The sequence below is a fragment of the Leifsonia shinshuensis genome, from assembly GCF_031456835.1.
Classification (GTDB): domain Bacteria; phylum Actinomycetota; class Actinomycetes; order Actinomycetales; family Microbacteriaceae; genus Leifsonia; species Leifsonia shinshuensis_C.
Map to the genome: position 1 here is coordinate 525,498 of NZ_JAVDVK010000001.1, position 12,474 is coordinate 537,971.

Below are 12,474 nucleotides of genomic sequence, written 5' to 3' on the forward strand. Positions count from 1 at the left end.
CGTGCTGGTCCGCGGTCGCGCCTCCTCGCCGCTGAAGCGGCCGCGCCCGACCGCGCGCGGGTGGACGCTGGGCGCCGTCGGTGTCGTCGCGCTGGTCGCCTCGGCGCTGTTCGGCCGCACCGACGTGCTGTTCGTCGGCGTGTTCCTCACCGTCCTGCCGCTCGCCGCGATGATCTCGGTAACGGTGGACCGGCCGCGGCTCACCGTCACCCGCAGCTTCCACCCGGACGTCGTCGCCGTGGGCGAGCGCACCACCATCGTCACGACCGCCCGGAACCAGTCGGCCCGGCCCAGCCCGGCGGCACGCTGGCGCGAGTCGGCGCCGGCCGTGGTCGGCGTGCAGCCGTCCGCCGCGTTCCCGCGGCTCGGCGCGCACCAGCCGGACGGCGGCCTCGGCCGCGACACCGTCGTGCTGCGTCAGGATGTGATCCCGGAGCGCCGCGGCGCCCACGCGGTCGGCCCGCTCGTCGTGAGCCGCACCGACCCGTTCGGCGTCGCGTACGCCGAGTACGCGATCGGCCAGCCGCGCCAGCTGCTCGTGACCCCGCGCGTCGTCCCGCTGTCCCGCGGCGAGCTGGATGTGGCCCACAGCGAGGGCACGGAGCACGAGCTGCTGCGCCACAGCATCCCGAGCGCCGACGAGCTGATCGCGCGCGAGTACCGCCCCGGCGACCCGCTGCGGCGCGTCCACTGGCGCGCCACCGCCCGTCACGACCAGCTGATGGTCCGGCAGGAGGAGCAGCGCAGCAATCCCGAGGCGTGGATGCTGATCGACACCCGCGCGCTCGGCGCGCACACCCCGTCCGCCGCCGACGAGTTCGAGACGCTGGTCGATCTGGTCGCCTCGATCGGCGTCCACCTGCTCGACGAGGGATTCGTCGTCAGTGTGGTGGAGACGGGGGACCGGCAGCTCTCGGGCCGCAGCGGCGCCGGCCGCACCGGCACGCTGGGCTCCACCACCGCGACGTACGACTCCGGAAGCGCGGACCGGATGCTGCTCGCCGACCTCGCCGGCGTGGAGTCGTCCGGCCACGGGCGAGACGACGCCGTCGCGGAGCTGGGCGGAGGCCTGCGCAAGGCGGGCCGTCCCGTGCCCGTGTTCGCCGTGCTCGCCGGCTCGCCGCTCCCGGAGCTCGGCGCTCTCGCCTCCCTGCGTTCGATGGGGGACCCGGCGGTCGCCTTCATCGCCGCATCCACCCCTGTGGAGGCCGCAGAGGTCTTGGCCGACGCCGGCTGGCTCTGCGTCCGGTTCGAGGCCGGCGACGACCCCGCCGAATGCTGGCAGCGCGCCCTCCACCGGCAACGGGATCGGGTGGTGGCCGGTGGTGACTGAATCCCTCGCGTTCGCGGTCCCGCGCGTCGCCGCACGCCGGCGGGTCGGCTACTGGCGCATCACCGGCGCCCTGATGCTGCAGGTGCTGGCCCTGAGCTACGCGCTGGTCGGGCTGATCCAGGGACCGGGCTGGTGGTTCGCCCTCGTCGGGACCGCGGCGGCGGTGCTCGCGACCGGCGCCGGTCTCCGCAGTCTCGGGGTGCCCCGCGGCGTCGTCCCGGTGCTCCTCGTCGTGGAGTCGGCGGCGATCATGACGATCGCGTTCGGGCGCGGCACCGGCCTGCTCGGCCTCATCCCGACGCCCGCCACCGTCTCGGCATGGTCGCAGTCCCTGCAGCAGGCCATGCTGTCCATCTACCAGCAGGGGACGCCCGCCGAGCCGCTGCCCGAGTTCCTGTTCCTCGTGGTCGGCGGCGGCTGCCTGCTGGCCCTCATGCTCGACACCCTCGCCGTGGCCGTCCGGACGCCCGCGTTCACCGCCCTGGCCGTGGCGGCCGTACTGGTCGTGCCCGGCGCGCTGCTCGGCGACGGCCTCGATCCGTTCGCCCTCGCCGCATCCGCCGCCGCCTACCTCTGGCTGCTGCGCAGTGACATCCGCACCCGGCGTTCGGCCACACCGCGCCCCGGCGCCGCGCTGTCCGTCGGCGCGTCGGCGGTCGCGATCGCCGTCGTGCTCGCGGGCACCGCACCCGGCTTCGACCAGGGGGGCGCCACCTCGTTCACCGCCGGCGGCATCTCGATCGGCGGCACAGTTACTCCGCTCGTGGATCTGGGAAAGGACCTGCGCCGCCCGGCGGCGGTCCGGGCTCTCACGTACACGACCACGTCGGCGAACGGGCAGTACCTCAAACTCGCGTCGCTGGACCAGTTCACCGGCTCCGTCTGGAAGCACCGCGAGCGCGACACGAGCCGGCTCTCGGACGGAGCCACCATCGGCCCGGTGGCCGGACTGTCGGACACGGTCAAGACGACCAAGATCACCACGACGGTGGCCATCGACAACATGACGAGCCGCTGGCTGCCCGCCCCGGCGCCGGTGCGCTCGGTGAAGGGACTCAGCGGCACCTGGTCGTGGGACCCGGACGACCTCACCATCGGCGGCATCAACGCGACGACGCAGGGTCAGCGATACACGGCCACCAGCCTGGTCCTGGAGCCGACCGCGGACCAGCTCAAAGCGGCGGGCGGCTTCGTGCCGGCGGACGTGCAGCGCGACCTCTTCCTCCCGCCGAACCTCCCGACGATCATCGAGCAGACGGCCCTGACGGCGACGAAGGATGCGCTCACCGAGTACGACAAGGCCGTCGCGCTCCAGGACTACTTCCGCGACAACGGTTTCGTCTACTCGACCCAGACGCCGCTCAAGCAGGGCTTCGACGGCGACGGCTCGCGCGTCATCGCCCGGTTCCTCGAGGTCAAGAGCGGATACTGCGTCCACTACGCGTCCGCCATGGCCCTCATGGCCCGCACCCTCGGCATCCCCTCGCGGGTCGCGGAGGGTTACCTGCCGGGAGCCACCAGCGGAGGGACCGCGACGAACCCCGGCGAGTACACGGTGACGAGCGACGACCTCCACGCCTGGCCGGAACTGTACTTCGCCGGCGTCGGCTGGGTCCCGTTCGAGCCGACGGTGGGCCGCGGGACGGTGCCGGACTACACGCGTCCGCAGACGGACCCCGCCGCACCGCCGCCCACATCGGCGTCGACCTCCGGCGCGGCGCCGCGCGCGCTCGTCCCCACCGACCCGGCCAACCCGTCGGGCTCCGCGTCGTTCACACCGCAGTCGAGCGCGCAGCCGATCGCCACGGGCATCGGCGTGGGCATCCTGGTGATCGCCGTGCTGCTCGTGCCGGCCGCCTGGCGCCGGATGCGGCGGCGCCGGCGGCTCCGCGAGCTCACCGACGAGTGGGGCGGAGCGACCATCGTGTGGGAGGAGCTGCGGGACACCGTCCGCGACCTGGGCTGGACAGCTCCGCCCACCGAGACGCCGCGCGTCTTCGCGGGCCGGGTGGAGGCGGCGGTGGCGGGGACACCAGGGGAGGAGGCCGTTCGCCGTCTGCTGGCGGAGCTCGAGCGCGACGCCTACGGGCCCCCGGCCCGCCGGTGGGCCGGCGGTCTCGCGGACGACCTTACGGCCGTGATCGCGGCGCTGGAGGCTCAGGCCGGCGCGGGCGTGCGGCTCAAGGCCGCGCTGATTCCTGTGTCCTTGCTGCCAGCGGGCTGGCCTTCCGCCGCACGACCCCGGAGCGCCGCGTAAAATAGTTCCTCGTGACCACGAAGAACTCCCCGTACGCCATCAATGTGTACGACCTCATCCGCCACCCCGGCGCCATGCGCGAGCAGCGCATCAGCATCCCCGTGACGGAGAAACTGGGCGAGGGGCTGATCAGCGTCCCGGAGGGCGAGACCATCGATCTCGACCTCCGTCTGGAGTCGATGCACGAGGGGATCCTCGCGACCGCGGACGCCGTGACGACCGCGACCGGCGTCTGCGGACGCTGCCTCACCGACATCGAGCAGTCCGTCCAAGTCGATTTCCAAGAACTTTTCGCGTATCCTTCTGACGAAGCTTTCGATTATGAGGTTCACGACGACCACGTGGATCTTGAACCTCTGATCAGGGATGCGGTGGTGCTGTCACTGCCCTTCCAGCCGGTGTGCCGGCCGGACTGCCCGGGTCTCGACCCCGAGACCGGGGAGAGGCTGGCGGATGAACCGGATCGCGAGCCCACCCAGACCATCGATCCTCGTTGGTCTGCGCTTGCCGGATTCCAGGCTTCCGACACCGATGAACCCCGACCGAACCCTCGCGGAACGAACACAGAGAAGAGATAGTCATGGCCGTCCCCAAGCGGAAGCAGTCGCGCGCCAACACCCACGCCCGCCGTTCGCAGTGGAAGGCCACTGCCCCCACGCTGGTCAAGACCATCGAGGGCGGCAAGGTCACCTACAGCCTGCCGCACCGTGCGAAGGTCGTCGAGGACTCTGCGGGCACCGCCCTCTTCCTCGAGTACAAGGGCCGCAAGGTCGCCGACGTCTGATCGTCGCCCAGCAGCGACGAACACAGTCACGGTGAGCACCGTGGTCGGAGAGAACCCTGACCGCAGCACACTTCTCGAGAAGCTCGGGGTCGACATCGACCCCGAGCTTCTCGAGCTTGCGCTGACCCATCGCTCGTACGCGTACGAGCACGGCGGCATCCCCAACAACGAGCGCCTCGAGTTCCTCGGCGACTCCATCCTGGGGCAGGCCGTCACGGTGAAGCTGTTCCGCGAGAACCCGGACCTCGACGAGGGCGAGCTCGCGAAACGCCGGGCCAGCCTCGTGAGCTCCGTCGCGCTGGCGGAGGTGGCCCGCGGCATCGGCCTCGGCGAGTACCTCAAGCTCGGCCGCGGCGAGAATCAGAGCGGCGGCCGCGAGAAAGCGTCCATCCTGGCCGACACCGTGGAGGCGCTGATCGGCGCCACCTACCTGGACGCGGGCGGCGATGCCGCGACCGCGCTGGTCCTGCGCCTGATCGAGCCCCTGCTCGACGACCCGGAGCGCTTCGGCGCCGCCATGGACCCGAAGACCAGCCTGCAGGAGGCCGCCGCCCACCGCGGCGCCGGGCTGCCGGTCTACACGGTGACCAACACCGGGCCGGACCACTCCAAGACCTTCCACGCCACGGTCGCCGTCGGCAGCCTCGTCACGGCGACGGGGGAGGGCACCAGCAAGAAGCAGGCCGAGATGGCCGCGGCGCTCAGCGCCTGGACGGAACTGACGAGAAAACGTGCCAGAGCTCCCCGAGGTTGAGGTCGTCCGTGCGGGCCTCGCGCCCGCCGTCACCGGCGCGACCATCCTCGGTGTGGAGGTCTTCGAGCCTCGCTCGCTGAAGCGGCACGACCCGGTCGCCGGCGCGTTCGAGACGCTGCTCACCGGCCGCGTCATGGAGGGGCCGGTGCGCCGCGGCAAGTTCCTCTGGATCCCGCTGCAGGGAGCACCCCGCCGCGCGATCGTCGCTCACCTCGGGATGAGCGGCCAGATCCTGCTCCGGGAGCCGGGCACGGTCGAGGCGGGTCTGCTGCGCATCCGCTTGCACATCGAGAGCCCCGAGCACGGGGAGCTGTGGGTGCACTTCGTCGACCAGAGGATCTTCGGCTCGATGGCCGTGGACGCGCTGGTGCCGACGGACGACGGAGCCCACGGCGGTCTCGGGACGGACGAACCGCTGATCCCGACCCAGGTGACCCACATCGCCCGCGATCCGCTCGATCCGGCCTTCGACGACGCCCGCTTCGCCGCGGCTCTCGCGCGCAAGAACACGGGCATCAAGCGAGCGCTGCTCGACCAGACGCTGATCAGCGGCATCGGCAACATCTACGCCGACGAGGCGCTGTGGGCCGCGCGCATCCACTACGCCCAGCCGGCAGCCTCGCTCAGCCGCGCCCGTGTGCGCACCCTGCTCGCCGAAATCCGTCACGTGCTCGAGAAGGCGCTGGCCGAGGGAGGCACGAGCTTCGACGCGCAATACGTCAACGTCAACGGCAACTCGGGCTACTTCTCGCACAGCCTCAACGCCTACGGCCGCCAGGGCGAGCCGTGCCCGCGCTGCGGCACGCCGATCGTGCGCGAGCAGTTCATGAACCGCGGGTCGCACTTCTGCCCGCACTGCCAGCGGCTGCGAGGCGTGACAGCCGCCTAGCCACGCTCGGCACGACGGGGCTACTCTGAGCGCGTTTCAGCACGCGCCGGCCGGTGCGCGCTGGCTGAAGGGGGCGGCCATGCCCGGCTGGTATGTGCACATGGAGGTGGCCCACCAGACCGCCGAACGGCTCCGAGCGGGTCAGGTCCCGCCGGGGTGGGGCGTCGACAGCGCCGAGGCCCAGCGCGTCGGCGAGCTCTGCCACACCTGGCGGAACTACCTGGCCCTCGGGGCGCTCGGCCCCGACCTCTTCTACATGCTCCCGGACTTCGCCGGCACCAAGGGCGTCGTCATCCGCCAGGTCATCCAGTGGGTGATCGACGTGTGGGACGTGGTCGACGAGGAGTTCGTCGCCAAGTGGGAGAAGTGGATCGATCCGATCTCCACGAACAACTCCCAGCTCGCCTCCCAGCTGACGGGCGGGCTGTCCGCTCAGCTCGGGCAGATCGTGGATGAGCTGACGTCGGCCGTCATGACCGCCTTCAAGGGGCTTCTGGCGACCATGGGCGATTGGTTCGGAGTGCTCACCTCCGGAGCACCGCAGGGATACGGGAACGCCGACTTCTACTGGGCCGACACCTTCCACTACCGGCGCACCTACCAGTTCGCCCACGTGCTCTACCGGCAGGCCTCGGACGCACTGGCTGCCGCGACCACCGACGACGAGCGGCACGACGCGGAGGCGCGCGTGGCCTTCGCGGTGGGGTGGATGACGCACTGCGGCACCGACGTCACCGGCCACGCGTTCACGAACGCGAAGACCGGCGGACCGTACCGGGACCACTGGCAGCGGCATCACCTGGTCGAGAGCCACATCGACAGCCAGAACTACGACGCGGGCAACAGCGGGCCTCTGTACGGCGAGTTCGGCCTGAGCGCGCTGCACTTCCGGGTCGCGTTCGTCCACCGGGGTGACGCTCCCTACGCCGGCCGGGCGGACGGCCCGCGGTTCGACTACTTCACCGGATTCCCCGCCTACGACACCTCGCAGGGACCGAACGGGGCCGCGCACCGGCGCGCGCATTTCGACCAGGACACCGAGGGTCTGCCCGACCACCTCGTCCAGGCGCTGACGGATGCGATGGCTCTCGTCCATCCGGACGGCCCGCGCATCCTGAGCCAGGATCCGCCGTATTCGGAGACCGATGCGCAGGGCCATCCGGACGGCCGTCCCAACGCGGACGCCATGGCGCAGATGTGGACGATCGTCTACGGATACCTCAAGATCACCTGCAAGGACGGGCTCAGCCCGCAGGCGCCGGAACCTCCGGACGTGTTCACCGACCACTCGTTCCCGACGCCTCCGGGCGGCGGCGGCAGCGGGGTGAGCGACTCGAACGGCGCGGATGTGGACGACGACGACTCGTTCACCCTGCTCGACCTGCTCCTCGCGCTGTTCGCGTGGGCCGTGTACCTGGCGCAGGTCGCCCTGTGGCTCGCGACGATCCTGCCCGGCCTCATCCTCGACCCGCTCACCTTCCCGGCCCGGGAGGCGCTGTACTACGGACTCGTCGTGCCGCTGTGGAACCTATATCTCCTCGCCCGGCGCGCCCTCGTCATGTCCGGCTTCCTGATGCCGAAACCGGACGAGATCGACGGTGGCCTGGTCACGCTGGGCGCCGCGAGCGGATCCTTCAGCATCGCATCGGCCCTCGACGACCCGACCGGGGTCGGCGTGCAGGCCATGGTGATCACCGAGCCCTCGGGACGCCTGCATTCCGGCGCCTCGTTCGGGATCGACCGGGGCTACCCGCGCAACATCGTGCGCGACGACCCGGACGACGTCTCGGACATCGACATCACGTCCGCTCTCGGACTGACCCATCGTCTGCCGTACGCCGGCGATTCCACCGAGTTCAAGCCGAGCGAGTGGGTGGCGCCGTGGCGCTACCCGCTGGTGAACCAAGCGGGCGACGGCGTTCCCCGGGAGGACGCTGCGACCCATGTCGGTCCGTATCTCGTCATGCAGGACAGCAGGCTGCTGCTGTCGGCGCTGGCCGGCAGCGACGAGGCGCGTCAACGCCTGTCGGATGCCGGGTCGCCGGGCAAGACCTTCTCCGAGCTCGAAGACCTGCTTCCGCAGGACAAGCATCTCGGCGGTCCGATCGACTACAGCACGTATCTCGTCACGATCATGGCAGGGGAGCCCGGCGACGAGTTCCCGCAGAGCGACTTCAACCTCGACAGCGATCGCGGTTACGCCTGGCACTGCTGGGATTTCGACCGCCACGGGCTGGGCCGGGATGCCGCGCATCCCACCCGCGGGGAGTGGGAGTACGCCACCGACACGACCGGCTTCGCGTACACCCAGCCCTGCACGCCGCCGCAGTTCCTGCATCCCGACACCGACGCACCTCCCTTCGTCGCGGGCGATCCGCCGGCCGAGACGCGCCTGTACGATCCGACGCGCGATCTCGCCGTGCACTACCTGACGCGTGACGTGGTGCCGCCGCCCGGGCCGCAGACACCGGATGCCTGCCTGCCGTCGAAGCCGCACGAACCGTTCACCGACCACGAGTGGCGCCGCTGGCTGAGGGAGGGATGACATGGACGACGATCGGCAGCCGAGGCCGCCCGAGCATCCCGAACTGACGCCGGAAGAATTGGCGGAGCAGGCCGGCACCGTCGAGGACCCGGTCGGCGCGCCGCCGCGGAAGCCGGACTTCCCCGACCCGGACCCGGGCTGGAAGCCCGATCCCGGCCGCGCCCGGGAGTGGGAGGAGCTGGCCCGGTCCATCTCGAAGGAGCATCGGCCGCGCCGCGAGGACGTCTACCCGTACCTGCTGATACGCGCGATGTCGCCGGGGGACCGCGGGCAGCGACCGCTCTGGCCGCCGACGGTGTGCTGGGAGTCGCCGGACATCCTGCTCCTGGACGCCGCCTATCCCGGCCCCTTCGATCCGTACCGTCTCGAGGCGACCGCTCAGGCCGGGCGCAGCTACCGCGTGTTCGTCCGCGTGTGGAATCTCGGGCTGCTGCCCGCGGTCGGCGTGCACGTGCGCGTCTGGGTGGTGGAACCCGGGTTCATCGGCGCGGGCAACGCCTCCGACCCCTACTACGAGCAGCACTTCGTCGGCGGCAGGATGGTCGACAAGCTGGATGACCGCACCCGTCCGGGGTCGGTGGCCGTCGTCGAGCTCGACGCGCCCTGGACCGTGGGCGAGGGCGCCTTCGGGCACTGGTGCATGATCGCGAGCGCGACGTGCCCCGCCGACGACTACCAGGGGCCGCTGCTGGTCAACGAGAACCGGCACATCGGGCAGCGGAACCTCGACATCCTGGCGCCCGACGCGGATCTGCAGCCGCTGCTGATGGGCCTGGGCGGCCTGGTCCCGGATGGCGCGACGCTCGAGGTCACGCACGGGGGAACGGCCGTGCTGCCGCTGCTTCAGGGGTTCCTCCCACCCGATGATGTGGCAGGGATCGAGGCGCCGGACGTAAAGGAAGTGCGGGCCGGCGTGGACCTCGGCGGCACCGCCCACCTCCTCACCGCCTTCCGCGAGGACGGCCGGACCACGATCGTGCGGTCGCGGGCTCTGCTGCAGCGGCTGGGGGGCCGGAGCGGGGAGCTGGCCGCGATGCTCGCCCGGCCGGGCGGCGCCCGTCAGCTGATCGAGAAACTCGGCCCCGACCGTGTCGGGGAGGCGGGTCTGCAGACCGACGCGCCGCTGGAGAAGGCGCTGCCGGAGGCGTTCACTCGCCTGCTCGATCTCCGCCGCCTCGAGGCGGAATCCGTGGCGCGCGGGCTCGGCGGGCCGGGCGGCGCGTGGCATCTGCTCCGTTTCACGCTCACGTCGGAGCGCCGCGAATTCGTCGGCGGCTACTCCGTGGCGCTGCACTGAGCACCGCCTCGCGGCGGGAGCAGCCGGGCGGAGGCCGGACTACTCCAGCGTCTTCTGCCAGTGCCCGGTCAGGGCGTGCGGCCGGAACCCGAACGCCCGGTTGATCGCCAGCATCGGGTCGTTCTCGTCGGCGTTCCAGGTGAGGATGCGGCGGATGTGCGGAGCACGCCGTCCGAGCTCCTGGATGTTCCGCAATTTGACCGCCGTGCCGAGCCGGTGGCCGCGGTGGGCGCGGGCGACCAGCGTGTCGTACTGCTCCGCCTTCGTGCCGTCGGCCGGCACTGCCAGCTCCGTGTAGGCGGCGATCTCGCCCGTCTCCTCGTGCACGGCGGCCGTGACCAGCAGAGGCTCGCCGCGCGCGACCAGGGTGCGCTCCTGCGAGCGGACCCGCTCGCCGTCCCAGTCCTCCGGGTCGACGGCGATGCCGGTCTGCGGGATGTCGGTCGACATGCGGGCCTTCATCGCCGCGAACCGCTCCAGCAGGTCGTCCGGCGCGGCGCCCCACCACGACACCAGCCGGAAGCCGTTCAGCGTCATGGTCAGGCCCGCCTCGCGCTCGGGAGGGAGCGGGAGGTGCAGCTCGCTCGACCGCTCGATCTGGCCGAGCGTGTACCCGTGCTTCAGCGCGAACCGCACGTGCGGCGACTCGCGCGGGAGGCCGGCGGTCCCGGCGGGCGCCCGGACCAGACGGTCCGCGCCCTCGAGCGTGCGCACCGGGTGCTCCGTGTAGGTCGAGATCACCCGCCTGCCGCCCTCGGCGGCGAGCTCCTCGCCCTTCTCGAGCAGCGCGGTGCCGATCCCGCGGCCGCGGAGGGCGGGCGCCACGTCGACGAGCAGCGAGACCGTCTCGGAGTCCTCCTCGAGCGGGAAGATCGCCTCGACCCGGCCGACGATCGCGCCCTCCTCGACGGCCACGTGGACGATGCGCTCGACGTAGTCCTGCTCGCGGTGCGCCGCGAGCGCTTGCTCGGCCGTCTCTACGAAGTCGTCGTCGCCCCACAGGTCGACAACGATGCCGTTCAGCACGCCCACGAGCTCCTCGAAGGCGGCCGACTCCCGGGTGCCGAGCGCGTCGGGGATGTGCAGCCGCGTCACACGCATCGGGGACACCTCCTCGCGCCGGTCCGGGCAGGGGATCAGCCTATCCGCGCGGCCGTCGCGGTGTGAAGCGCGCGAACAGTTTGGTTTCGATCGTGTAAATCTGCGCGCCGATCGCGGTTGCAAAAGGTTGCGAGCACTGTATTCTCAGCACACATATTCGTGGCACGAACCAGCGAAAACGCAGGTTCGTGACGGATTTACGTCGAGAGGCAAGAGATGCTACGGAAGAAAGTCACCATCGGTGCGGCTGTTGCAGCGTCAGTCGCACTGCTCCTGGCGGGATGTGCGAACCAGCCGTCCACGGGAGGATCCACCAACGGGAACTCGTCCAAGGTCGACATCCCGGCGATCACGTCGGTCGATGTCCCCAAGGACGCGGTGCTCCCCGCCGGAGACGGGAAGGCCACCTGTCCTGCCGGCCTGACCATCGGCTACGTGGGCGCGGAGACGGGCCCCAACGCCCAGCTCGGTATCAACATCTACAACGGCATCCAGCTGGCGATCGACCAGCACAACGAGGCCAACAAGGGCTGCCAGGTCGGATTCAAGAAGTTCGACACCGAGGGCGACCCGAACAAGGCGACCGGTCCGGTCACGCAGGCGGTCAACGAAGCCGACATCGTCGGTGTCGTCGGCCTCCCGTTCTCGGGTGAGTCCAAGGCCACCGGCAACATCTTCGAGCAGCAGGGCCTGGTCCACATCACCCCGTCGGCCACCAACCCGGGCCTGACGCAGAACGGCTGGAAGACCTTCTTCCGCGGTCTCGGCAACGACGCCGTGCAGGGTCCGGCCGCAGCGAAGTTCCTCACGGACAAGCTGGAGGCCAAGAAGGTCTACCTGGTCCAGGACGACTCCGACTACGGCATCGGCCTCGGCACCCAGACCTCGAAGGCGCTCGGCGACGCGCTCGTCGGCACCGACAAGGTGACCACCGGCCAGAAGGACTTCTCCGCGGTGATCTCCAAGATCATCAACGCGAAGCCCGACGCGGTCTACTACGCCGGCTACTACGCCGAGGGTGCTCCGTTCGACCAGCAGCTGGTCAACAAGGGCTACAAGGGCACCTTCGTGGGCCCGGACGGTGTGAAGGACGACCAGTTCATCAAGCTGGCCGGCGACGCGTCCAGCAACGCGTACTTCACCTGCCCCTGCATCCCGGGTGAGCTGATCACCGACTTCGAGTCCGCCTACAAGAAGCTCGCGAGCGCCGAGCCGGGCACCTACTCGATCGAGGGCTACGACGCCGCCACCGTCCTCCTGTCGGGCATCGACAAGGGCAAGACGACCCGCGCCGACCTGCTCTCGTTCGTGAAGGACTACGACGCCGACGGACTGAGCAAGCACTACAAGTGGGACTCCACGGGTGAGCTGCAGGCTCCGGCCGTCTACGGCTACAAGGTCGAGAACGGCAAGATCGTGCCGATCGGCACCATCGGCTGAGAGCGACACCCCGGGGGTGCCGTGGGCCCCGGCCCGCGGCACCCCCGCTATTTCGACTACGCTCGCTACCGACC

The 12,474-nt window shown here is 70.8% G+C and carries 10 protein-coding genes; 9 read left to right on the forward strand and 1 reads right to left on the reverse strand.

Translation table 11 applies throughout. The annotated features are described in order from the left end of the window. Position 1 precedes the first annotated feature (1 nt). The 8 genes from J2W45_RS02650 to J2W45_RS02685 all read left to right on the forward strand — a co-directional run bounded on the left by J2W45_RS02650 (position 2) and on the right by J2W45_RS02685 (position 9,859). Positions 2-1,333, forward strand: a complete 1,332-nt coding sequence (locus J2W45_RS02650) for a DUF58 domain-containing protein (RefSeq protein ID WP_310128793.1) — start codon at positions 2-4, stop codon at positions 1,331-1,333. Beyond that, positions 1,326-3,590, forward strand: coding sequence for a transglutaminase TgpA family protein (locus J2W45_RS02655; RefSeq protein ID WP_310128795.1), 2,265 nt, complete (start codon positions 1,326-1,328; stop codon positions 3,588-3,590). Before J2W45_RS02650 ends, J2W45_RS02655 begins: the two co-directional genes overlap by 8 nt. 11 nt (positions 3,591-3,601) lie before the next feature. Further along, positions 3,602-4,168: a YceD family protein gene (locus tag J2W45_RS02660; RefSeq protein ID WP_310128797.1), complete on the forward strand. Its 567-nt coding sequence runs from the start codon at positions 3,602-3,604 to the stop codon at positions 4,166-4,168. 2 nt (positions 4,169-4,170) lie between these two features. After that, complete coding sequence (gene rpmF / locus J2W45_RS02665; protein WP_310128799.1) at positions 4,171-4,374, forward strand: 50S ribosomal protein L32; 204 nt, start codon at positions 4,171-4,173, stop codon at positions 4,372-4,374. Between the two features lie 40 nt (positions 4,375-4,414). Next, the gene (gene rnc, locus J2W45_RS02670; protein WP_310134883.1) at positions 4,415-5,128 is read left to right on the forward strand and encodes a ribonuclease III; all 714 of its coding nucleotides are present in this window, start codon (positions 4,415-4,417) and stop codon (positions 5,126-5,128) included. Continuing rightward, positions 5,106-6,017 (forward strand): bifunctional DNA-formamidopyrimidine glycosylase/DNA-(apurinic or apyrimidinic site) lyase, encoded by a 912-nt coding sequence (gene mutM / locus J2W45_RS02675; protein ID WP_310128800.1) that lies wholly within the window; start codon positions 5,106-5,108, stop codon positions 6,015-6,017. The genes rnc and mutM overlap by 23 nt, the downstream gene beginning before the upstream one ends. 79 nt (positions 6,018-6,096) lie before the next feature. Next, on the forward strand, positions 6,097-8,562 hold the full coding sequence (locus J2W45_RS02680; protein ID WP_310128801.1) for a hypothetical protein: 2,466 nt from the start codon (positions 6,097-6,099) through the stop codon (positions 8,560-8,562). A gap of 1 nt (position 8,563) precedes the next feature. Beyond that, positions 8,564-9,859 (forward strand): hypothetical protein, encoded by a 1,296-nt coding sequence (locus J2W45_RS02685; protein ID WP_310128802.1) that lies wholly within the window; start codon positions 8,564-8,566, stop codon positions 9,857-9,859. 39 nt (positions 9,860-9,898) lie between these two features. On the opposite strand, the gene J2W45_RS02690 is transcribed toward J2W45_RS02685, so the two are convergent. Then, on the reverse strand, positions 9,899-10,960 hold the full coding sequence (locus J2W45_RS02690; RefSeq protein WP_310128803.1) for a GNAT family N-acetyltransferase: 1,062 nt from the start codon (positions 10,958-10,960) through the stop codon (positions 9,899-9,901). A 216-nt stretch (positions 10,961-11,176) separates the two neighbouring features. On the opposite strand from J2W45_RS02690, the gene J2W45_RS02695 reads away from it, so the two are divergent. Next, positions 11,177-12,400 carry a branched-chain amino acid ABC transporter substrate-binding protein gene (locus J2W45_RS02695; protein WP_310128805.1) on the forward strand — a complete coding sequence of 408 codons (1,224 nt, stop codon included), beginning with the start codon at positions 11,177-11,179 and terminating at the stop codon, positions 12,398-12,400. The last annotated feature ends 74 nt before the right edge of the window (positions 12,401-12,474 follow it).